The sequence below is a fragment of the Caballeronia sp. GAWG2-1 genome (assembly GCF_023631405.1).
Lineage (GTDB): Bacteria > Pseudomonadota > Gammaproteobacteria > Burkholderiales > Burkholderiaceae > Caballeronia.
On the sequence record NZ_JALQDD010000019.1, the window covers coordinates 13039 to 36811 of the forward strand.

At 62.3% G+C, this 23773-nt stretch carries 21 protein-coding genes and 1 riboswitch; of the genes, 1 reads left to right on the forward strand and 20 read right to left on the reverse strand.

The window, feature by feature from the left end:
• Nucleotides 1–25 precede the first annotated feature (25 nt).
• The 18 genes from hisB to NCR98_RS12245 form a co-directional block, all read right to left on the reverse strand.
• Entirely contained in the window at nt 26–613 is a 588-nt protein-coding gene (hisB, locus tag NCR98_RS12160) for an imidazoleglycerol-phosphate dehydratase HisB (RefSeq protein WP_244826373.1), read from the reverse strand.
• A 33-nt stretch (nt 614–646) separates the two neighbouring features.
• On the reverse strand, nt 647–1720 hold the full coding sequence (gene hisC, locus NCR98_RS12165; RefSeq protein WP_250526311.1) for a histidinol-phosphate transaminase: 1074 nt from the start codon (nt 1718–1720) through the stop codon (nt 647–649).
• Nucleotides 1721–1792: 72 nt separating this feature from the next.
• The gene (gene hisD, locus NCR98_RS12170; RefSeq protein WP_250509560.1) at nt 1793–3115 is read right to left on the reverse strand and encodes a histidinol dehydrogenase; all 1323 of its coding nucleotides are present in this window, start codon (nt 3113–3115) and stop codon (nt 1793–1795) included.
• 47 nt (nt 3116–3162) lie between these two features.
• A complete protein-coding gene (hisG, locus tag NCR98_RS12175) occupies nt 3163–3855 on the reverse strand; it encodes an ATP phosphoribosyltransferase (RefSeq protein ID WP_244826376.1) in 693 nt (230 codons plus the stop codon).
• Nucleotides 3852–5123 carry a UDP-N-acetylglucosamine 1-carboxyvinyltransferase gene (gene murA / locus NCR98_RS12180; RefSeq protein ID WP_244826377.1) on the reverse strand — a complete coding sequence of 424 codons (1272 nt, stop codon included), beginning with the start codon at nt 5121–5123 and terminating at the stop codon, nt 3852–3854. Before murA ends, hisG begins: the two co-directional genes overlap by 4 nt.
• 144 nt (nt 5124–5267) lie before the next feature.
• Nucleotides 5268–5507: a BolA family protein gene (locus NCR98_RS12185; protein WP_244826378.1), complete on the reverse strand. Its 240-nt coding sequence runs from the start codon at nt 5505–5507 to the stop codon at nt 5268–5270.
• 17 nt (nt 5508–5524) lie between these two features.
• On the reverse strand, nt 5525–6280 hold the full coding sequence (locus NCR98_RS12190) for an ABC transporter permease (RefSeq protein WP_244826379.1): 756 nt from the start codon (nt 6278–6280) through the stop codon (nt 5525–5527).
• Nucleotides 6277–7203, reverse strand: a complete 927-nt coding sequence (locus NCR98_RS12195) for an ABC transporter ATP-binding protein (RefSeq protein WP_244826380.1) — start codon at nt 7201–7203, stop codon at nt 6277–6279. The genes NCR98_RS12190 and NCR98_RS12195 overlap by 4 nt, the downstream gene beginning before the upstream one ends.
• A gap of 202 nt (nt 7204–7405) precedes the next feature.
• Nucleotides 7406–7705, reverse strand: coding sequence for an STAS domain-containing protein (locus tag NCR98_RS12200; protein ID WP_250509561.1), 300 nt, complete (start codon nt 7703–7705; stop codon nt 7406–7408).
• The gene (locus NCR98_RS12205; protein ID WP_250526312.1) at nt 7702–8331 is read right to left on the reverse strand and encodes an MlaC/ttg2D family ABC transporter substrate-binding protein; all 630 of its coding nucleotides are present in this window, start codon (nt 8329–8331) and stop codon (nt 7702–7704) included. Before NCR98_RS12205 ends, NCR98_RS12200 begins: the two co-directional genes overlap by 4 nt.
• Before the next feature lie 124 nt (nt 8332–8455).
• Nucleotides 8456–9385, reverse strand: a complete 930-nt coding sequence (locus NCR98_RS12210) for an MlaA family lipoprotein (RefSeq protein WP_250526313.1) — start codon at nt 9383–9385, stop codon at nt 8456–8458.
• An 11-nt stretch (nt 9386–9396) separates the two neighbouring features.
• Nucleotides 9397–9963, reverse strand: coding sequence for an outer membrane lipid asymmetry maintenance protein MlaD (mlaD, locus tag NCR98_RS12215; protein ID WP_244826384.1), 567 nt, complete (start codon nt 9961–9963; stop codon nt 9397–9399).
• A 104-nt stretch (nt 9964–10067) separates the two neighbouring features.
• Nucleotides 10068–10835, reverse strand: a complete 768-nt coding sequence (gene mlaE, locus NCR98_RS12220; RefSeq protein WP_244826385.1) for a lipid asymmetry maintenance ABC transporter permease subunit MlaE — start codon at nt 10833–10835, stop codon at nt 10068–10070.
• The gene (locus NCR98_RS12225; RefSeq protein ID WP_244826386.1) at nt 10832–11647 is read right to left on the reverse strand and encodes an ABC transporter ATP-binding protein; all 816 of its coding nucleotides are present in this window, start codon (nt 11645–11647) and stop codon (nt 10832–10834) included. The genes mlaE and NCR98_RS12225 overlap by 4 nt, the downstream gene beginning before the upstream one ends.
• A 97-nt stretch (nt 11648–11744) precedes the next feature.
• Nucleotides 11745–12809, reverse strand: coding sequence for a thiamine phosphate synthase (gene thiE, locus NCR98_RS12230; protein WP_244826387.1), 1065 nt, complete (start codon nt 12807–12809; stop codon nt 11745–11747).
• Nucleotides 12806–13615 carry a thiazole synthase gene (locus NCR98_RS12235; RefSeq protein ID WP_250526314.1) on the reverse strand — a complete coding sequence of 270 codons (810 nt, stop codon included), beginning with the start codon at nt 13613–13615 and terminating at the stop codon, nt 12806–12808. The genes thiE and NCR98_RS12235 overlap by 4 nt, the downstream gene beginning before the upstream one ends.
• A 26-nt stretch (nt 13616–13641) precedes the next feature.
• Nucleotides 13642–13839 (reverse strand): sulfur carrier protein ThiS, encoded by a 198-nt coding sequence (gene thiS, locus NCR98_RS12240; protein WP_244826389.1) that lies wholly within the window; start codon nt 13837–13839, stop codon nt 13642–13644.
• 18 nt (nt 13840–13857) lie between these two features.
• Nucleotides 13858–15000 carry an FAD-dependent oxidoreductase gene (locus NCR98_RS12245; protein ID WP_250526315.1) on the reverse strand — a complete coding sequence of 381 codons (1143 nt, stop codon included), beginning with the start codon at nt 14998–15000 and terminating at the stop codon, nt 13858–13860.
• Between the two features lie 202 nt (nt 15001–15202).
• A riboswitch (TPP riboswitch) is annotated at nt 15203–15330 on the reverse strand.
• 248 nt (nt 15331–15578) lie between these two features.
• Here NCR98_RS12245 and NCR98_RS12250 point away from each other — a divergent pair.
• Nucleotides 15579–17321: an ABC transporter ATP-binding protein/permease gene (locus NCR98_RS12250; RefSeq protein WP_250526316.1), complete on the forward strand. Its 1743-nt coding sequence runs from the start codon at nt 15579–15581 to the stop codon at nt 17319–17321.
• A gap of 133 nt (nt 17322–17454) precedes the next feature.
• On the opposite strand, the gene NCR98_RS12255 is transcribed toward NCR98_RS12250, so the two are convergent.
• Together NCR98_RS12255 and NCR98_RS12260 are read right to left on the reverse strand one after the other, a co-directional pair.
• A complete protein-coding gene (locus NCR98_RS12255) occupies nt 17455–18921 on the reverse strand; it encodes a glutamate synthase subunit beta (RefSeq protein ID WP_250465834.1) in 1467 nt (488 codons plus the stop codon).
• 78 nt (nt 18922–18999) lie between these two features.
• Nucleotides 19000–23703 (reverse strand): glutamate synthase-related protein, encoded by a 4704-nt coding sequence (locus NCR98_RS12260; RefSeq protein WP_250526317.1) that lies wholly within the window; start codon nt 23701–23703, stop codon nt 19000–19002.
• Between the last annotated feature and the right edge of the window lie 70 nt (nt 23704–23773).

Genomic DNA, 23773 nt, shown 5'->3' on the forward strand with positions numbered 1-23773 from the left:
TGCTGCGTCGCTTGGAACGGGCTGATCAGAGACTGCCTTTGGTGGAAGGAATTTGTCCTGCGGCGCGTTCGTCGGCTTCGACGGCCATGCGCAACGCGCGGCCGAACGCCTTGAACACGGTCTCGACCTGATGATGCGCGTTGATGCCGCGCAGATTGTCGATGTGCAGTGTCACGCCCGCGTGATTCACGAAGCCACGGAAAAATTCGATGGTGAGATCGACATCGAACGTACCGATGCGCGCGCGCGTAAACGGCACATGGAATTCGAGGCCCGGACGGCCGGAGAAATCGATCACGACGCGCGACAGCGCTTCATCGAGCGGAACATACGAGTGGCCATAACGGCGAATGCCCTTGCGGTCGCCAATGGCTTTCGCCACCGCCTGACCCAGCGTGATACCGGTGTCTTCGACGGTGTGGTGATCGTCGATATGGAGGTCGCCATGCGCTTCGACTTCGAGATCGAACAGGCCGTGTCGCGCGATCTGATCGAGCATGTGATCCAGAAACGGCACGCCGGTGGCGAGCTTCTGCTTGCCGGTGCCGTCCAGATCGAGCTTCACACGGATCTGCGTTTCGCTGGTGTTGCGAACGACTTCCGCAATGCGCATGGTGTTTCCTTGAGGCTTTCGAAGAGTGGGGATTTAGTTGAGCGCGAGCTTTTTGAGCGCCGCGACCATGTGCGCGTTTTCCTCGGCCGTGCCGACCGTCAAACGCACGCAATTTGCCAGCAAAGCATGCATTTTACTCACGTTTTTGACGAGAACCCGCGAAGTCAGCAGGGTTTCGAACGCGACGGCGGCATCCGGCACGCGCACGAGCAGAAAGTTGCCCGCGCTCGGATACACCGTCATGCCGGGCAGCGCGGCGACTTCGCGCGCGAGGACGGCGCGCTGCGCGCGCAGATCGGCGGCCTGGGCGTCGAGGACATCGAGATGATCCAGCAGGAAATCAGCGGTTGCCTGCGTTAGCACGTTGATGTTGTACAGCGGGCGCACCTTGTCGAATTGCATGGTCCACGCGGGCAGACCGACCAGATAACCAAGCCGGATGCCCGCAAGTCCGAGCTTCGACACCGTGCGCATGACGACCACGTTGTCGTACTCGGCCGCGCGCGGCAGCCACGTCTTTTCCGCGAACGGCTGATAAGCCTCGTCGATGACCACGAGACTCTTCTTCGCCGACGCGATCACGCGCTCGATGTCGGCATCGGCGTAAAGCGTGCCGGTCGGATTGTTCGGGTACGCGAGATAAACGAGCGCGGGCTGATGTTCGTCGATAGCCGCGATGAGCGCGTTTGCGTCTAGCGTGAAGTCCGCGTTGAGCGGCACGCCGATGAATTCGAGCTGCGCGAACTTCGCCGACATCTGATACATCACGAAGCCCGGCACCGGCGCCACGACTTTCGCGCCGGGCGTGGCGCACGCCATCGACATCATGCTGATCAGTTCGTCCGAGCCGTTGCCGAGCAGCACGTCGCAGGCTTCCGGCACCTTCATTGCACGCTTGATCTTGGCGAGCAGATCCGCCGGACGCGGCGATGGATAACGGTTCAGCGCCACGCCCGCGAGATGTTCGCCAAGACGCTTGGCGAGATCGGCGGGCAAGGAGTACGGGTTTTCCATCGCGTCGAGCTTGATCAAGCCCGTGGAATCGGCCACGGGATAGCTCGTCATGGAAAGGACGTCGGGACGCAGGATGTCTTGAGGTGTGGTCATGATGTTGCCGACGTCTTTGCGCCGGACATATGGCGGCTCTCAGGCCGCCTTGGTCGTCTAAGCCGGCCAGATTCAGCCGACGTTTTTCATCCGATACTCCGCGCTCTTCGCATGCGCTTGCAAGCCTTCGCCGTAAGCCAGTTCCGCCGCGATCTCGCCGAGCGTCTGCGCGCCTTCCGCGCTCACTTCGATCACACTCGAACGCTTCATGAAATCGTACACGCCGAGCGGCGACGAGAAGCGCGCCGTGCGTGAAGTCGGCAACACGTGGTTCGGGCCCGCGCAGTAATCGCCGAGGCTTTCGCTCGTGTAGCGGCCGAGGAACATGGCGCCCGCGTTGTGGATCTGCGCAGCCCACTGATGCGGATCGAGCGCCGAAATCTCCAGATGCTCGGGCGCGATATCGTTCGCGATCGCGCACGCTTCGGCCATGTCCTTCACCTTGATGAGCGCGCCGCGGTCTTCGAGCGAGCGCTGAATGACTTCGCGGCGCGGCATGGCCGGCAGCAATTCGGCGATGGCTTCTTCGACGCGCCGAATGAACGTCGCGTCCGGACACAGCAGAATGGATTGCGCGAGTTCGTCGTGTTCGGCTTGCGAGAACAGGTCCATCGCGACCCAGCGCGGGTCGGTGGTGGCGTCGCAGATGACGAGAATCTCGGACGGCCCGGCGATCATGTCGATACCGACCGTGCCGAACACGCGCCGCTTCGCCGATGCGACATACGCGTTGCCCGGCCCGCAGATCTTGTCGACCGCCGGCACGGATTCGGTCCCGTACGCCAGCGCGCCAACCGCCTGTGCCCCGCCGATGGTGAACACGCGGTCCACGCCGCCGAGCAGCGCCGCCGCGAGCACGAGCGGGTTCTTGACGCCATCGGGCGTCGGCACGACCATCACGATTTCCTTGACGCCCGCGACGCGCGCCGGAATGGCGTTCATCAGCACGGACGACGGATACGCCGCCTTCCCGCCCGGCACGTAGATGCCCGCGCGATCGATCGGCGTCACCTTCTGGCCGAGCACCGTGCCGTCGGCTTCGGTGTAATGCCAGCTATGACTGCCGCATTCGATGCGTTGCTTCTCGTGATATCCGCGCACGCGAGCAGCCGCTGCTTCGAGCGCCGCGCGACGTTTCGGCTCCAGCCCTTCCAACGCGGCTTCCAGTTCCGCCACGGGCAATTCGAGCGCCGCGACGCTGTGCGCCTTCAGACGATCGAACTGGTTGGTGTAGTCGAGCACGGCGGCATCGCCGCGCGCTTTGACATCCGCGAGAATTTGCGCGACCGAGCGCTCGATTGCTTCGTCCTCGCTCGCCTCGAATGCGAGAACCGCGCGCAAAGCTTTCTGAAAACCGTCGGTGCTGGAATCGAGTTTGCGAATCTTGATAGACATGCTGGTTTTCCGTTTGCTGTGGCTCGCCGCGCGACTACGCGGCTGCCCTAATTATCCGTTCCTGCCGATGCGCGCTCGAAAGCGTCGAGATACGGCTTGAGCGCCGCGCGCTTCAGCTTGAGCGCGGCCTGATTCACGACGAGGCGCGACGAAATCTGCATGATCTCTTCAACCTCGACCAGATTATTCGCCCGCAGCGTGCCGCCCGAACTGACGAGATCGACGATGGCATCGGCCAGACCGACGAGCGGCGCCAGTTCCATCGAACCGTAAAGCTTGATCAGATCGACGTGCACGCCCTTCGCCGCAAAATGCTCACGCGCGGTCTCCGTATATTTCGTTGCGACACGCAGACGCGCGCCCTGACGCACCGCGTTCGCGTAATCGAAGCCGGCTTTCACGGCCACCGACATCCGGCAGCGCGCAATGTTCAGATCAACCGGCTGATAAAGCCCGCTTCCGCCATGCTCGATCAACACGTCCTTGCCCGCCACGCCGAAATCGGCCGCGCCGTATTCGACGTAGGTAGGAACGTCGGTGGCCCGCACGATGATCACGCGCAAGTTCGGATTCGTCGTCGGCAAAATGAGCTTGCGCGAGCTTTCCGGATCTTCCACGACCTCCACGCCGGCAGCGGCGAGCAGCGGCACCGTCTCCTCGAAGATACGCCCTTTCGACAGCGCGAGCGTCAGCGGCGCATTGGCGGCAAGCGAGGACGACGTCTGCGGCAACGAACTCATTGTTCGCTCCCGCTGCCCTTGATACGGCTCACCCGCGCGCCGACCGCCGTCAGCTTCGACTCCATGCGGTCGTAGCCGCGATCCAGGTGATAGATGCGGTCGATGAGCGTTTCGCCATCGGCGCACATTGCCGCGATCACGAGACTTGCCGACGCGCGCAGATCGGTCGCCATGACCTTGGCGCCCGACAGCATGTCCACGCCCGAGACGAGCGCCGTGTTGCCGTCGATGGTAATGCTCGCGCCAAGCCGGTTCAGTTCCTGCACGTGCATGAAGCGGTTTTCGAAGATCGTCTCGACGACTTGCGACGTGCCCTTGGCAATAGTGTTCAGCGCCATGAATTGCGCCTGCATGTCAGTGGGGAACGCCGGATATTCGGACGTGCGGATGTTGACCGCTTCGGGGCGCTTGTTCATGCGCACGCGCATCCAGTCGTCGCCTTCCTCGATGCTCACGCCCGCTTCGCGCAGCTTGGCGGTGACGGCATCGAGCAGCGACGGCGTGACGTTGCGCAGCGTGACATCGCCGCCCGCGGCCGCGACCGCGCACAGGAACGTGCCCGCTTCGATACGGTCCGGCACCACGCTATGCTTCGCGCCGTGCAGCTTCTCGACGCCTTCGATGACAAGCCGATCCGTGCCGATGCCATCGATCTTCGCGCCCATCTTCACGAGCAAATGCGCGAGGTCGGTAACTTCCGGCTCGCGCGCGGCATTTTCGATGACCGTCTCGCCGTCCGCGAGCACTGCCGCCATCAGCAGATTTTCGGTGCCGGTGACGGTAATCATGTCGGTGACGATGCGCGCGCCCTTCAGACGCTTCGCGCGCGCTTCGATGAAGCCGTGCTCGATATTGATCTCGGCGCCCATCGCCTGCAGACCCTTGATGTGCTGATCGACCGGACGCGCGCCGATTGCGCAGCCGCCGGGCAACGATACCTTCGCCTCGCCGAAGCGCGCGACGAGCGGACCGAGCACGAGGATCGACGCGCGCATGGTCTTGACCATTTCGTACGGCGCGACGAGGTTGTCCACTTTCGATGCGTTGAGCGTCACGCGGCCATCGCTCGACGCTTCGGAGTGCACGCCCATCTGGCGCAGCAATTTGAGCTTCGTGCGCGTGTCCTGCAAATTCGGCACATTCGACAGATGGACGTCGTCGGCCGTGAGAAGGCTTGCGCACAGAATCGGCAGAGCCGCGTTCTTCGCGCCCGATACGGTGATTTCGCCGGAGAGCTTCGCGCCCCCCGTGATGACCAGTTTATCCATGATGACGTGTCCTTCGACCGAGCGTCCTGCTGCGGAGCCGCTTTCGGCGCCGCGGTTGTCTTGAATGATTCGCACTGTTTCCTGCCGGTGTTGCCGGGTGTTACGGGATGTTGCGTGTTGCGTATTGCTACGAATGTCGCGTATTTACGCGGCTTTGAATTCGTCGGGCGTAAGCGTCTTCATGCTGAGCGCGTGAATTTCTTCGCGCATGCGCTCGCCAAGCGCCGCATAGACCAGTTGATGCCGCGCGATCAGCCGCTTGCCGACGAACGCGTCGCTCACGATGGTCGCGAAGAAGTGCTGGCCATCGCCTTCGACTTCGAGATGCTGGCAGGCGAGGCCGCCAGCGATGTAGTCCTTCACTTGCTCGGGAGTCGGCAACATGAAAGTCTCCTAAAGAATTAGTGACGCAGCTTGAAGCCGCTCGCGAGCAGACGCACGGCAATGAGCGCGAGCACGGCCAGAAATGCAGCGACGATACCCATGCTCACCAGCGGATTCACGTCCGAAAGACCGAAAAAGCCGTAGCGAAAACCGTCGATCATGTAGAAGAACGGATTTAGATGCGACACCGCGCGCCAAACCGGCGGCAACGTATGCGTCGAATAGAACACGCCGGAAAGAAACGTGAGCGGCATGATCAGGAAGTTCTGAAACGCGGCCAACTGGTCGAACTTGTCTGCCCAGATGCCGGCAATCAAACCCAACGTACCGAGGATTGCCGAACCGAGGATCGCGAACGCAATGATGTAGAACGGCGCGGAAAAAGACATCGGGACGAACCATATCGTCACGACGAAAACGCCGAGCCCGACACAAAGTCCACGCGCCACCGATGCCAAAACATACGCAAAGAACATTTCCCAATGCGCAATGGGCGGCAACAGCACGAACACGAGATTGCCTGTGATTTTCGATTGAATCAGCGACGACGAGCTATTCGCAAACGCGTTCTGCAATACGCTCATCATCACGAGGCCGGGCACGAGAAAGCTCGTATAACCAACGCCAGCATAAACTTGTACGTGCCCGGAAAGCGCGTGACCGAAGATGGTCAGATACAGCAACGCCGTGACGACCGGCGCGAGCACCGTTTGAAACGATACCTTCCAGAAGCGCAAAAGCTCCTTGTAGAACAACGTCTGAAAGCCGCTCATGAAAGTCCCTCGACCACGTCGGGTTCGTTCATGACTTGCACGAACACGTCTTCGAGATCGGCTTTGCGAACCTCGATTTCATCCAGCGCGCAACCGGCCGCGCGGCACTTCGCAAGAATCGGCTCGACATCGTCGTAGCTCGAAAGGCGCAGCAGATGCTGCATGCCGGACACCGCGTGCGGATCGACTTCCAGCGGACGCAATTCCACAGGCAGCGAGCCGCTTGAAAAGCGCAGATAAAGTTGCAGACCGGAAAAGCGTTGCAGAAGCGTGCTCGTGCGCTCGAGCGCCACGACTTCACCGCGACGAAGCATGGCGAGACGATCACACAGCGCTTCGGCTTCTTCGAGGTAATGCGTGGTCAGCACGATGGTGTGCCCTTCGCGATTCAATCGCGAGATGAACTTCCAGAGCGTCTGACGAAGTTCGACATCGACGCCCGCCGTGGGCTCGTCGAGCACGATCACCGGCGGCCGATGCACCAGCGCCTGCGCCACCAGCACGCGTCGCTTCATGCCGCCCGAGAGCGCGCGCGTGTTGACGTCCGCTTTCTCGGTGAGATCGAGATTGGCCATGACTTCGTCGATCCAGTCGTCGTTCTTGCGCAAACCGAAATAGCCCGACTGAATTCGCAAAGCCTCGCGCACGGTGAAGAACGGATCGAACACCAGTTCTTGCGGCACCACGCCAAGCGCACGGCGCGCCGCGCGGAAGTCGCTCACGACATCGTGGCCGCGCACGGACACCGTGCCGCTATCGGCGCGCGCGAGTCCGGCAAGGATGCTGATCAGCGTGGTCTTGCCGGCACCGTTGGGGCCGAGCAAGCCGAAGAATTCGCCCTCTTCAACCGTGAGGCTCACGCCTTTGAGCGCCTGAAGCTGCTTGTAGCGCTTTCTGACGTTTCGGATTTCTATGGCTGACATTGACAGTGCGCGTGCCTCGTGTGGCCGCGCCTCGATTGTGCGGATAACGCTTGACGGACCCGGGCTCGATCGAAAAATTGCCGGGTGCGGGCCCGAAAAAGCATTTGATTATAGGGCAAACCGGATGGAGCCGACTTCGGAGCGATCCTGATCGCGGCAACGCATGCCTGGTTGCCGCACCTGATATGGCGTCAGGACAGGATCAATGTCGGAAGGAGAGCAGCGTGTCGACGCCGTAAGCTTGCGCGAGACTGGCAAGCTTGGAAGGAACATTCACGACGCCAAGCGCCGTGCCGCGCTCGGTGGCGGCGCGTTGCCATGCAAGCAGCACGGCGAGCGCGGATGAATCGAAATGCGTGAGCGGCGCGCAGTCGACTTCGGTTGCACCCGCCGCGATACGCGACAAACCCGCGTCGAGCGCAGCCTTCGCGCTTTCGTGGGTCAGCGTGGCGGCCGTTTGGAAGCGGCCGCCCGCGACTTGCGCATTTGCCTGCGTGCTCACGATGCCTTGCCGTTCGCGAGTTGCTGATTACGCTGCGTGAGGAATTGCAGCAAGCCAGCCACGCCATTCTGCGAAATCTGCTCGTTGAACTGTTGCTGATACGCCTGGATCAGCCATGCGCCGAGCACGTTGATGTCGTACACGCGCCAGCCTTGCGGCGTTTTGTACAGGCGGTAGTCGAGTTCGATCGGCGAGCCGTTATTCATCACGACCGAGCGGACCACGACATCCGTGTCCTCCGGCGACGCGCGGAAGGGCTTGTACTGCACCGTCTGGTTACGAACCTGAGCGAGCGCGCCCGAATACGTGCGAATGAGCAGCATCTTGAATTGCTCGACGATCTGCTTTTGTTGCTCGGGCGTTGCCGTGTTCCAGTTGCGCCCCATCACGAGACGCGTGGTACGGGTGAAGTCCGTGTACGGCAGGATCTTCTGATTGACGAGTTCAGTGATGCGCTGGATGTCGCCCGACTGAATCTTGCTGTCGGACTTGATGTCGTCGAGCACTTGTTGCGTGACGGTCTTGATCATCACGTCGGGCGCGCTCGAGTCGACGGATTGCGCCGACGCCGCGCCGCAGAACGCGATCAGCATGGCGAAGATGGGAAGCAAAAAGATATTTTTCATCGCAGATCCTGCAAAAAAAGGGGCTTGAGTTTGAGCGCGCTGGCTAGAACGAGTTCAGACCGCGCGCCTGTCAAACTGTAAAAAATGCTGCCAAGTATTTTACCGGCCGTTAGCGCCAGTCCGCTCAACGCAAGCGGAACGAAGGGAATCCCGGCGCGCGCGGCGGAACGTACTGATGTCCCGGAACCGTGTTATTGCCCGTGTCGCTCGCTGCGCGCGGCGCGCCAGCGGCTCCAAAAGCAGGTGTCGCGCCCGATGCCGCTTCGGACGGAACCGCCGTGGCCGAAGCGCCCGCCGGAGTCGCGGCTTCCGCGCCTTCCGCATCGTAGTTTGGAAGCGGCGCTTCGCTGTAATCGGGCGAGTTGCCTTCGCCACCGGTAATCAGATATTGCCGCCGCTGCAGGTAAGCGTTACGAACGAAAGAGTATTTGTCGAGCGCGGCATCCGAAAGAATGTCGGATGCATCCAGCAGGTTCGCGCGCGTGTTCACGAGATTTACGCCGTACAAGGCCCAGCTCACGGAATCCGGCTGCACGTAACTCAGCGGATTACCGAAATAATCGACCGCGAGGCCGCCGGTATCGCGCACGGTGCTTGGTCCAAGGAGCGGCAGCACGACGTACGGGCCAGGCGGCACGCCGTAGTGGCCGAGCGTGAGACCGAAGTCGCCCGAATGCTTCGGCAGCTTGGCGATGGTCGCCACGTCGAACAGACCGCCCACGCCGAACACCGTGTTGATCGCGACGCGCATGATGTCCGACACGCCATCCGCGATTCTCAGTTGCAGAAGATTGTTCGCCGCGATGTAGACATCGCCGATATTCGAGAAGAAGTTCGTGACGCTGTTGCGCACGGGTTCCGGGACGGCCCAGACGTAAGCCTGCGCCACCGGCTTGAACGCGTATTGATCGACCTTGTCGTTGATCGTGAACATCGTCCGGTTGTAGCTCTCGAAGGGATCGCCCTTGGTCGGAGTGGTCACTGTCGCGCACCCGCCGAACATGCCCACCGTTGCCGCTAGAACGATTGCGCGCCGCATCCCTGTCGAGTGCATGTTGTTTCTCCTTATTGAGCCGTACCCGAGGCTGCGCTCGCGCCCATCGCGCTTGCCGCACCCGGAAATGCCGGTGCGGGAGCTGCCGTTGCCGCCGGCGCCGCCGAGGATTTCGACGCGCCGGAATCCGCTGCCTTGTTATAGAGGAACTGTCCGATCAGATTTTCCAGCACCACGGCGGACTGCGTCATCGTGATGGTGTCGCCATTCTTGAGCATCTGATCGTCGCCGCCCGGCTCCAAGCCGATGTACTGCTCGCCGAGCAGACCGGAAGTCAGAATCTTGGCGGACGAATCTTTCGGAAATTGATATTGCTTGTCGATGTCGATGGCGACCACCGCCTGATACGTATTTCCATCGAAGCTGATCGAGCCGACGCGCCCGACCGTCACGCCCGCGCTCTTGACCGGCGCGCGCGCCTTAAGGCCGCCGATGTTGTCGAACTTGAGCTTCACCGCGTAGGTCTGCTGGAACGACAGCGAACTCATGTTGCCCGCCTTCAGCGCAAGGAACAGCAGCGCCACGAAACCGAGCACCACGAAGAGGCCGACCCAAAAGTCGAGAGCAGTCTTTTTCATCGTCTTCCCAAAGAGAATCTTGTCGCAGAGCGCGTGTGAGGTCTGTGCCCTTCACAACGCCCACGCCCTCGCGGGCGTTTTGCATTTGGTTCATTAGCTGGACATCAGCTGAACATCAACGCGGTCAGCAGGAAATCGAGGCCGAGCACCGCGAGCGACGCGTACACGACCGTTTTCGTGGTCGCGCGCGACACGCCTTCCGGCGTAGGCCGTGCTTCGTAGCCCTGGAACAATGCGATGAACGTCACCGCGAAGCCGAACACGATGCTCTTGATGACGCCATTGCCGACATCGCGCCACACGTCCACGCCGCCTTGCATCTGCGACCAGAACGCGCCGGAATCCACGCCGATCAGCAACACGCCGACCACATACCCGCCGATTATGCCGACCGCGCTGAAAATGGCCGCCAGCACGGGCATGGCGATGATGCCCGCCCACATGCGCGGCGCGACCACCACTTTCATGGGATCGACGGCCATCATTTCCATTGCCGTGAGTTGTTCGCCCGCCTTCATCAAACCGATCTCGGCGGTCAGCGACGTACCCGCGCGGCCGGCGAACAACAGCGCCGTGACGACCGGCCCGAGCTCGCGCACGAGCGAAAGCGCGACGAGCAGTCCAAGCGCCTGCTCCGAACCATAGCGGTTCAGTGTGTAATAACCCTGCAGCCCGAGTACGAAGCCGACGAACAGGCCCGACACCGCGATGATGACAAGCGAATAATTGCCGACGAAGTGAATTTGCTTCGTGACGAGACGCGGCCGCCGCAAAAGCGGGAAGAATTCGAGTACGAGGCGCAACAGCATGCGCATTGCATAACCGGCGGTTCCGAAACCGTCGAGCACCCAGCGTCCGAGTGCGCTGATCATGCTTTCCCTCCGATGCCGAAATCCGCCGCGAGCGGCTGGCTCGCGTAATGAAACTTGAAGGGACCGTCCGGCGTGCCGTCGATGAACTGACGCACGGTCGGGTCTTCCGACGCGCGTAATTGCTCCGGCGTGCCTTCCGCGTGAATGCCGCCGTTCGCGACGAAGTACACGTAGTCCGCAATGGCGAACGACTCGGGCACATCGTGCGAAACGAGAATGGACGTGGCGCCGAGAGCGTCGTTGAGCGTACGGATGAGTTGCGCGGTTATGCCGAGCGAGATGGGATCGAGACCGGCGAACGGCTCGTCGTACATCATCAGTTCGGGATCGAGCGCGATGGCGCGGGCAAGCGCGACGCGGCGCGCCATGCCGCCGGAAATCTCCGACGGCGCGAGATCGCGCGCGCCACGCAGGCCGACCGCGTTGAGCTTCATCAGGACGAGATCGCGGATGAGCTCTTCCGGCAGATCCGTGTGTTCCCGCAGCGGAAACGCGACGTTCTCGAACACGGTCTGGTCGGTGAACAGCGCGCCGAATTGAAACAGCATGCCCATCCGGCGGCGCAGCGCGTAAAGACCATCGCGCGATTGCGTGCCGACGTCCTTGCCCGCGAACAGCACCTGACCGCGGCTGGCTTTCACCAGCCCGCCGATCAACCGTAAGGTTGTCGTCTTGCCGCAGCCGGAGCCACCCATGACCGCAACCACCTGACCACGCGTGAAACGCATGTTCAGGTTCGAGAGAACGGGCCGATTACCGTAACCGAAATCGACGTCGCGAAGCTCTAGCAGGGGCTCGGGGAAAGCTGGCACGAGGTAAGAAATTCCTTGGACGCAAGAGGCCGAATTATAGGGCCTGCGCGCAATCGGTGCTTTACCTACGCTCTACCCGATATGATTTTCAGAACATTTACCCTTGATTTGCAAAGCTTTGTTGTAGCGACTCGACGGCGGCTTCGGTGTCCGCCGCTTCTGTCACGGCACGCACGACAGCAGCGCTTCCTACGCTGGTCGCCAGCACCTCGGGCAATACCTTGCCGTCGATACCGCCGATCGCGACGAGCGGCACACGTCCTTTCAGAAGCTTTACGTAGCGTGTAAGCCGCGCCAGGCCTTGCGGTTTGGTGGGCATGACTTTCGTCGTGGTGGGAAACACCGCGCCGAGCGCGAGATAGCTCGGCCGGAAGTGCAGCGCGCGAAGCATCTCGTAATAGCCGTGCGTCGAAAGTCCGAGGCGCAACCCGGCTTGCGCGATTGCCTGCAGATCGGCGGTTTCGACATCTTCCTGACCGAGATGCACGCCGTAAGCGCGTGCGGCGATCGCTTCGCGCCAATGATCGTTGATGAAAAGCTGCGCCTGATGCCGCTGCCCCGCCACGACCGAACGCTCGATTTCGCCGTGAAGGTCCGCTGCGTCGGTGGTCTTGCGGCGCAACTGCGCCGTGCGCACTCCGAGGTCCAGCACGCGTTCGACCCAATTCGCGCTCGGCAAGACGGGGTAAAGACCGAGCTTGTCCGGGCAAGCGGGAAAAGCAGGTTCCGGCGCGGGTGGAAGATCGCCGACGCGCGGGAACGTGTCGAAGTCGCTTGGCCACGCGTCTTCTTTCTGTTCGTCGCCGGCGCGCCATGCCATTGCCAGGACGAGCGCATCGTGCGGTTCGAAATTGCAGTCGAGGAACGCCGCCAGCGCGGCCAGCCAGTCGTCGGAACGCTCGCCTTCGAGAACATGGCGCGCGCCTGCATGCAGCAATATCACGCGACGTTCGTACGCTTCCAGCACCGTCGCATTGCCCGCGGCGTATGGCTCGTTGACGACGAGCAGATCCTGCGCACTTGGCGTATCCGGCACGGTCAGGCAGATGCGCCAGCGCGTTGGCGGCGCGGGCCACTCGCCGAGCCGCGCGCGGATACGTTCGGCGACTTCGGTCAACTCGTCCGCCGGCGGCCAGAAAACTTCGTGTCCGAGCAAGCTCATGCAGCACCTCCGTCCTGATGCCAGAACGGCATGCCAACGACCGGCGTGCTGGCCTGCGCGCTGTCGCGCTCGGCCATCGGACCGGCGAGAAACGCCGTGCGCCCGGCTTGGACACCCAGCGCGAACGCGCGCGCCATCTGCGACGGAAAGGTCGCCTGCGACACGGCGGTGTTCAAGAGCACGCCGTCGAAACCCCATTCCATCACCTGGCACGCATGCGAGGGCACGCCGAGGCCTGCATCGACGATCAGCGGCACGTCTGGCAGCCGCTCGCGCAACGTGCGCAGACCGTAGGGATTGGTCACGCCCTTGCCGGTGCCGATGGGCGCGCCCCAGGGCATCAACGCCTCGCAGCCGGCATCGAGCAGACGGCGGCCGATCACGAGATCCTCGGTGCAATAAGGCAGCACCTTGAAGCCGTCGCGCACGAGCTTGCCCGCCGCTTCGACGAGGCCGATCGGGTCGGGCTGCAACGTGTAGTCGTCGCCGATCAGTTCCAGCTTGATCCACGGCGTGTCGAAAACCTCGCGCGCCATGTAGGCGGTGGTCAGCACTTCATCGACGCTATGGCAGCCCGCCGTGTTTGGCAGCAGCGCGACGCCGTGACGCTTGAGGACATCGAAAAAACCGGCCTCGCCAGTCTCGGACTGACGGCGCAGCGCGACGGTCACCATGCCGGGCCGCGCGGCATCGATGGAATCCGAAAGCGATTGCAGCGACGGATAACGCGATGTGCCGAGCAGCACACGGCTCGGGAACGTCTGGCCGTAGAGCGTGAGGCTATGGGCGGCGGTGTGTGAGGTCATGATTCGATCCTTCGGATTCGATAGATTCAGCCGCCCGCGACGGGCGACACGACGTCGAGCTTGTCGCCGGCTCGAAGCGTCTTCGTGCCGTGCTCGCCGCGCGCGACGAACTGTCCGTTGAGCGCGACCGCGAACGGCGGTTTTGCGCCGAATGCGGCGAGCGCGTCGGTGACGGTGGCGGCATCGGTCAGACTGAATTCGCGCTGATTGATGTGGATGTTCATGGCTTTGACTTTCGATGACTAGAGCGCGGCCGCGATGGGCGGTTCGCTATGCAGAAGTTCGGACCAGCGCGCGCCGCCGCGATAATCCGCGAACGATGCGGCGTCCGCGACGGTTCCGCCCGCGATGGCTTGGGCGAGTGCGCAGGCGGCATCGGCGACTTCCGGCGCGATCAGGAAGCCGTGCCGATACAGGCCGTTCACGCGCACGGTCCGCGCCCCGTCCCAGACGATGGCCGGCCGATGATCCGGCAGCGTCGGCCGGCACTGAGAATTGAGTTCGAGGATGCGCGCCTCGCCGAAACCCGGATGCACCGCGAACGCCGCACTCATCAGTTCCAGCGCCGAGCGCACGCTCACGGGCGACATGTCCTCGCCTTCGACTTCGGTCGCGCCGATCACGTAAAGATCGTCCTCTTTCGGCGCGATATACAGCGGATAACGCGGATGCAGCAGCCGCACCGGCCGCGACAACCCGATGCCCGGCGCATGCACGCGCGCCACTTCCCCGCGAATACCACGCAACGCGGGCCACGCCGTTTTGCCGCCCAGCCCACGGCAATCGATGATCCAGCGCGCGTCGGGCAGGGCATCGACCGGAGAATTCCAGTGCGTGCGCACGCCGCGCGCCCCAAGTCCGGCCGCGAGCGCTCGAAGCGCCTGACGATTGTCGAGTTGACCTTCGTGCGGCAGCAGCCAGCCTTGCGCGAAACGCGTGCCGAGCGCGGGTTCCGCTTGCGCGACTTCCGCGCCCGCGAGCTTGACGAAGCCGCCATCGAGCAAGCTTGCAGGCGCGTTGGCGCGCAACCTGCGTTCGAATAGCGGCGCTTCCGCGCGATCCGCGCCGTGCCAGACGACGAGCGTGCCGTTGCGCTGAAAGTAAACCGGCTCGGGCAACTCGGCGATGAGACCCGGCCAGCGTTCCAGCGACGCCGCGCCGAGTTCGACGACGAGCGGCTCCGCACTCGTCGCCTCGGCGAGCGGCGCGAGCATCGCGGCGGCCACCCACGCAGCCGACTGCGTGCCCGCCGCGTCGCCGCGCTCGTATAGCGCGACGCCGTGGCCCGCGCCCGCGAGTTGCCACGCCACGAGCCGCCCGACGAGTCCTCCGCCGATGACGGCGAAGTCTGGCCGGCGCGCGGCGGGCTGATCGATCGTGTTCACTTTTCCGATGTCTCCTGTCGATCGAAACGAGGCTGGGCGCCGCTCCGGTCTTATCCACGACTGATAACGCCGTGCAGCAAACGCACGAACGCGAAGACAAAACTTGCAGAGGAGAGACCGGCCCGGCAGCGGCAACGCAAACAACGCGCGCCAGGCGGAAAAGAAAGATGATGGAAGAACCTGGAGGAAAGGCGCGACGGCCGCGCGTTCTCCGGAAACTTCCCTCGCCGGTATTACCCGGATCGGGTGCAAAGGGTCTCTCTCAGCCTCGCCGCGCCAGCACACCGATAATTCGATGACATCGCGCGCGAAGCACCCCTGTTTCGTCGAAGATCATTAGACCATGAAAGCCAAAGCCGCTGCAAACCGGGATTCCCCGCCTTTGGTCGCCTCGGTCGGCACTCTGGCACAATGCCGCGAGCATGGTTCTCCGCATGGTTGTGCGAATGAGCACGGAATTAAGCGGCAGTTAAGGGAACCTCTGAACAATCTGCGGGACAGGAAAGAGGCTGCGCGTGCGAGTATCGCGGCGCGGTGCGTCCATTCGTAACTCGGACCGGCATATCATCAGGAAGGTCATGGCCAATTCTCAACCGGAAAACACGCAGCAACAAGCCGACACGGTCTCTGCGTGGAGCCTCATCAAGCCCTACTGGGTCTCGGAGGAGCGCGGCTTCGCGTGGGGTCTGCTCGTTGCCATCATCGCGATCAACATGACGGTCGTATGGATCAACGTGCGGCTCAACAGCTGGAGCGCGGCGTTCTACAACGCGCTGCAGAACAAGAACGTCCACGACTTTCCGCACCTGCTGCTGGTCTTCACCGGCCTCGCCTTCGCGTACATTCTGCTCGCGGTTTATGGGCGGTATCTGCGGCAGATGCTCGGCTTCCGCTGGCGCCAGTGGCTGACCAACAAGTATCTCGAACAGTGGTTCGGCGACCGCGCTTTTTACCGCATAGAACGCGACCGTCTCGCCGATAACCCCGACCAGCGGATCAGCGACGACCTGCAATCCTTCGCGACCACCACGCTGTCTCTGTCGCTCGATCTGCTTTCCACGCTCGTCACGCTCGTCACGTTCATCACCATTTTGTGGACGCTCGCGGGCGCGCTGACCATCACGGCATTCGGCACGCCGCTCGTCATTCCCGGCTACATGGTCTGGGCGGCGGCGCTTTACGCGATCATCGGCTCGGTCATCATCCAGAAGGTCGGACATCCGCTGGTGTCGATCAACTACCAGCAACAGAAGGTCGAGGCCGATTTCCGCTTCGGGCTGATCCGCGTGCGCGAGAATGCCGAGCAGATCGCGTTTTACGATGGCATCGCCACCGAGACGGCCAACGCGAAGACCATTTTCCAGCGCATTCGCGACAACTGGTGGATGATCATGAAGTACACGAAGCGCATGACCTTCGTGCTCAGTTTCTACGGACAGATCGCCATCATCTTCCCGATCATGGTTGCCGCGCCGCGCTATTTCGCGGGCGCGTTCTCGTTCGGCGTCTTGATGCAGATTTCATCGGCGTTCGGCACGGTCAGCGATTCGTTCTCCTGGTTCATCAACAGTTACTCGACCTTGGTCGAATGGCGCGCCACGGTGAATCGTCTGCGCGAATTCAAGCGTGTGATGCGCTCGACGCATATCCGCGAGGAAACGTCGCCGGCAACGGCGCATGGCGGTATCAACCTGCATTACACGAGCACGAAAGCGCTGACTACCAAGGGGCTTGCGCTCGCGTTGCCGAATGGCACGCCGCTTTCGCGCGTGGGCGATGTGACGATAGAACCGGGATCGCGCTGGCTCATAGTCGGGCCGTCGGGCGCGGGCAAGAGCACGCTGATGCGGGCTCTGGCGGGCCTTTGGCCGTTTGGCGACGGTAGTATCGACGCACCCGTCGACGCGAAGATGCTGTTTATCCCGCAAGTGAGCTATCTGCCGATCGGCACGCTGCGCGCGGCGTTGAGCTATCCGTCGCCGGGTGGCACCTTCACCGACGAGGAATCGCGCGAGGCGCTGCGTCTGTGCAATCTGGCCGAGTATGGCGACCGCCTGGAAGAAAATGCGCACTGGGCGCGCAGCTTGTCGCCGGGCGAGCAACAGCGTCTTGCCGCCGCGCGCGTGCTGCTGCACAAGCCCGACTTCCTGTTCCTCGACGAAGCCACCAGCGCCCTCGATGCGGATAACGAACTGCATATCTACAACACGCTCGTCGAACGTTTGCCGAAGGCGGCGATTTTGAGCGTTGCGCACCGGGAGTCGGTGGCGCTGTTCCATGATTATCGGATCGAGATAGAGAGGACGATGGCGGAGGCTTGATTCCGTCTCTTGCTGAAGGAAGAACCGCATCCGCGAGCAATTGTGGGTGCGGTTTTTTTTGGTGGCATAACCCCGCCAACAAAAAAGGGCGAACCCCAAAGGTCCGCCCTTTCGTCCCATCATCCCCGCTCTCTTATCGCGGCAATTCGCTACTGCCCATCAAATACGCATCCACCGACCGCGCGCACTGACGCCCTTCGCGAATCGCCCACACCACGAGCGACTGACCGCGCCGCATATCGCCTGCGGTGAACACCTTGTCCACCGACGTGTAATACGCTTTGTCACCTTCGGTCGAGGCGCGCACGTTACCGCGCGCGTCCTTGTCGACGCCAAACGCATCCAGCACCGGCGAAGCTGGCTGCGTGAAGCCCATGGCGAGCAGCACGAGGTCGGCCTTCAGCTCGAACTCGCTGTTCGGCACTTCCTGCATCTTGCCGTTCTTCCACTCGACGCGCACCGCGATCAGCTTCTCGACCTTGCCGTTCTTGCCTTCGAAACGCTTCGTCGCAACCGACCAGTCACGCTCGCAACCCTCTTCATGCGACGACGACGTACGCAGCTTGATCGGCCAGTAGGGCCACACGAGCGGCTTGTTCTCTTCCTCGGGCGGCTGCGCGAGCAGTTCGAACTGCACCACGCCCTTCGCGCCATGCCGGTTCGAGGTGCCGACGCAATCCGAACCCGTGTCGCCACCGCCGATCACGACGACATGCTTGCCCTTCGCGACCAGTTGCTCCGCGAGCTTGTCGCCTGCGTTAACCTTGTTCTGCTGCGGCAGGAATTCCATCGCGTAATAGATGCCTTCCAGTTCGCGCCCCGGCACCGGCAGATCGCGCGGCGTTTCCGAACCGCCCGCCACCACGACCGCATCGAACTGTTCTTTCAGTTCGTCCGGCGTGATGGTTTCCTTGGCCGTATTGCCGATGTGCCCCGGCAGCGCGTCCTTGCCGATGAACACGTTGGTGCGGAACGACACGCCTTCCGCTTCCATCTGGCGCATGCGGCGGTCGATCAGCCACTTCTCCAGCTTGAAGTCGGGAATGCCATAACGCAGCAAACCACCAATGCGATCGTTCTTTTCGAACACGACCACGTCGTGACCGGCGCGTCCCAGTTGCTGCGCGACCGCGAGCCCGGCGGGACCGGAGCCGACCACCGCAACCTTCTTGCCGGTCTTGTGTTTGGGCGGCTGCGGCGCGACCCAGCCTTCGGTCCACGCCTTGTCGATGATCGCGTGCTCGATCGACTTGATGCCCACCGGATCGTCATTGATACCGAGCGTGCAAGCCGACTCGCACGGCGCCGGACAAATGCGTCCCGTGAACTCGGGGAAGTTGTTGGTCGAATGCAGCACTTCGATCGCGCTCTTCCAGTCCTGACGGAACACGAGATCGTTGAAGTCCGGAATGATGTTGTTCACCGGACAACCGTTGTTGCAAAACGGAATGCCGCAGTCCATGCAGCGTGCGCCCTGAACCTTGGCGTCTTCATCGGTCAGCGCGGCGACGAATTCCTTGTAATGCTTGACGCGGGTCAGCGGTGCTTCGTACGCCTCGTGGCGGCGTTCGAACTCGAGAAAACCGGTTGCCTTGCCCATGTGGTTCTCTTCTTTCTCTGTATTTAGTGAGGAACTCGCTCTCCGGCGTACCGGAGAGCTCTTCTATAGTGAGACCGCTCAGGCCGCGAGTGCGTCCTTTGCCTTCTTCGCGCCGATCTCGCCGAGCGCGCGCTTGTAGTCGGTCGGGAACACCTTCACGAACTGACGGCGCGACGCATCCCAGTTCTCGAGCAGCGCCTTGGCACGCGGCGATCCGGTGAATTGGAAGTGACGCTCGATCAAACCCTTGAGCAGCGCTTCGTCGGTCTTGCCGGCATGCCACAGCGCGCGATCCACCGTGCGCTCCTGTTCGGCCTGTTGCAGCACCGGATCGAGCGCCACCATGGTCTTGTTGCACTTGGCGCCGAACGTGCCGTCCGGATCGAACACGAACGCGACGCCGCCCGACATGCCCGCCGCGAAGTTACGGCCCGTCTCGCCGAGCACGACCACCGTGCCACCCGTCATGTATTCGCAGCCGTGATCGCCCGTGCCTTCGACGACTGCCGTCGCGCCCGAGTTACGCACGCAGAAGCGCTCGCCCGCCACGCCACGGAAGTACGACTCGCCTTCGATCGCGCCGTACATCACCGTGTTGCCGCAGATGATGTTCTCCTCGGACTTGCCACGGAAGTCGTTGGTCGGGCGAATGATGATGCGCCCGCCCGACATGCCCTTGCCGACATAGTCGTTACCGTCGCCGACGAGGTCGAGTGTCACGCCCTTGGCGAGGAACGCGCCGAAGCTCTGGCCCGCCGTGCCCTTCAACTGGATATGGATGGAGTCGTCGGGCAAACCGTCGTGGCCGTACTTCTTCGCGATCAACCCGGACAGCATGGCGCCGACCGTGCGGTTCACGTTGCGCACCGGCTGGATGAACGAAACGTGCTCGCCCTTCTCGATCGCCGCCTTCGACTTCTCGATCAACACGTGATCGAGCGCCTTGTCCAGACCGTGGTCCTGCACGTCGACGTGCTTGCGCGCGACTTCCGCGCCCACCGGCACTTGATAGAACACGCGCGAAAAGTCGAGACCCTTCGCCTTCCAGTGCTCGACGCCCTTCTTCGTGTCGAGCAATTCGGCGTGGCCGATCAGATCCTCGAACTTGCGAATACCCAGTTGCGCCATGATCTCGCGCACTTCTTCCGCAATGAAGAAGAAGAAGTTGACGACGTGTTCCGGCTGGCCAGTGAACTTCGCGCGCAGCACCGGATCTTGCGTCGCGACGCCGACCGGGCACGTGTTCAGATGGCACTTGCGCATCATGATGCAGCCTTCGACGACGAGCGGCGCCGTCGCGAAGCCGAATTCATCCGCGCCGAGCAGCGCGCCGATCACGACATCGCGGCCGGTTTTCATCTGGCCGTCGGCCTGCACGCGAATACGGCCGCGCAGACGGTTCAGCACCAACGTCTGCTGCGTTTCGGCAAGACCGAGTTCCCACGGCGTGCCCGCGTGCTTCAGCGACGACAAGGGCGATGCACCCGTGCCGCCATCATGACCCGCGATCACGACGTGATCCGCCTTTGCCTTCGCCACACCCGCAGCGATGGTGCCGACGCCCACTTCGGACACCAGTTTCACCGAAATGCTCGCCGCGGAATTCACGTTCTTGAGATCGTGAATGAGCTGCGCCAAGTCTTCGATCGAATAGATATCGTGGTGCGGCGGCGGTGAAATGAGACCGACGCCCGGCACCGAGTAACGCAGCTTGCCGATATAGTCGGAAACCTTGTGGCCCGGCAGTTGACCGCCTTCGCCCGGCTTCGCGCCTTGCGCCATCTTGATCTGAATCTGATCCGCCGACGACAGATATTCCGCCGTCACGCCGAAGCGGCCCGATGCAACCTGCTTGATCTTCGAGCGCAGCGAATCGCCGTCTTTCAACGCGACGTCGGTGACGATTTCATCGCCGATCAGGGACTTGAGCGTGTCGCCGGTCTTGATCGGAATGCCGCGCAGTTCGTTCCGGTAGCGCTTCTCGTCCTCGCCGCCTTCGCCCGTGTTCGACTTGCCGCCGATACGGTTCATGGCGACCGCGAGCGTGGCGTGCGCTTCCGTGCTGATGGAGCCGAGCGACATCGCGCCGGTCGCAAAACGCTTCACGATGTCCTTCGCCGGCTCCACTTCGTCTAGCGGAATGGCCTTCGACGGGTCGAGCTTGAACTCGAAGAGACCACGGAACGTCATGTGACGCTTCGTCTGGTCGTTGATCAGATGCGCGTATTCCTTGTACGTCTGATACGAGTTGCTGCGCGCCGAGTGTTGCAGCTTGGCGATGGCATCCGGCGTCCACATATGCTCTTCGCCGCGCACGCGATAAGCGTATTCGCCGCCCGCATCGAGCATGTTCGCGAGAACCGGGTTGTCGCCGAAGGCATCGCGATGCAGGCGAATGGCTTCTTCCGCCACGTCGAAGATGCCGATGCCGCCGACCTTGGACGCCGTGCCACGGAAATACTTCTCCACGAGCTCGGAGGACAAGCCGACCGCTTCGAAAATCTGTGCGCCGGTGTAGGACATGTAAGTGGAAATGCCCATCTTCGACATGACCTTGTACAAGCCCTTGCCGACCGCCTTCGTGAAGTTGTAGATGACCTTCTCGGCCGACAGATCGCCCTTGAAGCCTTCCGCCATGTTGGCGAGCGTTTCCAGCGCGAGGTACGGGTGAACGGCTTCCGCGCCGTACGCCGCGAGCAGCGCGAAGTGATGCGTCTCGCGCGCCGACCCGGTTTCGACGACGAGACCCGTGCTCGTGCGCAGACCATGCTGCACGAGATGCGAGTGGATGGCTGACGTGGCGAGCAGCGCCGGAATCGCGACATTGTCGCGGTCCATCTTGCGGTCGGACACGATCAGCATGTTGTAACCGGACTTCACGGCATCGACGGCTTCGGCGCACAACGACGCAATGCATGCTTCCACGCCTTCCTTGCCCCAAGCCACCGGATAGCAGATGTTCAGTTCGTACGAGCTGAACTTGCCGCCGGTGTATTTGTCGATGGCGCGAATCTTTGCGATGTCTTTGAAGTCGAGCACGGGCTGCGACACTTCGAGACGCATCGTCGGGTTGATGTTGGTCGTGTCGAGCAGATTCGGCTTAGGACCGACGAACGAGACCAGCGACATCACCATGTTCTCGCGGATCGGATCGATCGGCGGGTTGGTCACTTGCGCGAACAACTGCTTGAAGTAGTGATAGAGCGTCTTGTTCTTGCCGGACATGACCGCGAGCGGCGAGTCGTTGCCCATAGAGCCCACGGCCTCTTCGCCCGACTGCGCCATGGGCGCCATCAGAAACTTGAGGTCTTCCTGCGTATAGCCGAACGCCTGCTGACGGTCGAGCAGCGCGGCGGCTTCGCGACGCTGCGTTTCGACGTCTTCCGCCTTCGGCTCGATTTCGTCGAGCTTGATACGCACGGCGTCGATCCAGCTCTTGTACGGCTTCGCGTTCGCGAGGTTGTCCTTGAGCTCCTTGTCCTCGATGATGCGGCCTTGTTCCATGTCGATCAGGAACATCTTGCCCGGCTGCAGACGCCACTTCTTGACGATCTTCGATTCCGGGATAGGCAGCACGCCCGATTCCGACGCGAGGATCACGAGGTCGTCGTCGGTGATGAGATAGCGCGCCGGACGCAGGCCGTTACGGTCGAGCGTGGCGCCGATCTGGCGGCCGTCCGTGAACGCGATGGCGGCGGGACCGTCCCACGGCTCCATCATCGCTGCGTGATACTCGTAGAACGCGCGGCGGTTGTCGTCCATGAGCGTGTGCTGTTCCCATGCCTCGGGAATCATCATCATCATGGCGTGGACGAGCGGATAGCCCGCCATCACGAGAAGTTCGAGGCAGTTGTCGAACGAAGCCGTGTCCGACTGGCCGGGATAAATCAGCGGCCAGAGCTTGGGCAGATCGTCGCCGAGCACGTAGGAGGCGATCGCGCCGGTGCGCGCGTTCAGCCAGTTGACGTTGCCCTTCACGGTGTTGATTTCACCGTTGTGCGCAATCATGCGATACGGGTGAGCCAGTTCCCACGCCGGGAACGTGTTGGTCGAGAAGCGCTGGTGCACGAGCGCGAGCGCCGAGACCACGCGCTCGTCCTGCAGGTCGCGGTAATACACGCCGACCTGACCGGCCAGCAGCAGGCCCTTGTAGACGACCGTGCGCGACGACATGGACGGCACGAAGTATTCCTTGCCGTGCTTGAGCTTGAGCGCCTGAATGCGGTGGCTCGCCGTCTTGCGGATGATGTAGAGCTTCCGCTCGAGCGCATCCGTCACGACGATGTCCTTGCCGCGCCCGATGAAGATCATGCGGATGAGCGGCTCACTCGCCTTCACGGTCGGAGAAATAGGCATGTTGCCGTCGACCGGGACGTCGCGCCAACCGAGCACGACCTGGCCTTCCGCCTTCACCGTGCGTTCCAGTTCCTGTTCGCACGCGAGCCGCGAAGCATGTTCCTTCGGCAGGAAGATCATGCCGACGCCGTATTCGCCGGCAGGCGGCAAAGTCACGCCTTGCTTGGCCATCTCTTCGCGATAGAAGCCGTCCGGAACCTGAATCAGAATGCCCGCGCCGTCGCCCATGAGCGGATCGGCGCCGACGGCGCCACGGTGATCGAGATTCTCGAGGATCTTGAGACCCTGTTGAATGATCTCGTGGCTCTTTTTCCCCTTGATATGGGCGACGAAACCGACGCCGCAGGCGTCATGTTCGTTGGTAGGGTCATACATGCCCTGCGCGGCGGGAGGCGAACCGACTGCCGGTTGCTGATGATCGTTCATGGGGACACCGTCTCTACTGTGAGGGGCCGACTCGGCCGTTGAACCATTTTTTATGTCGCCCGCGACGTTT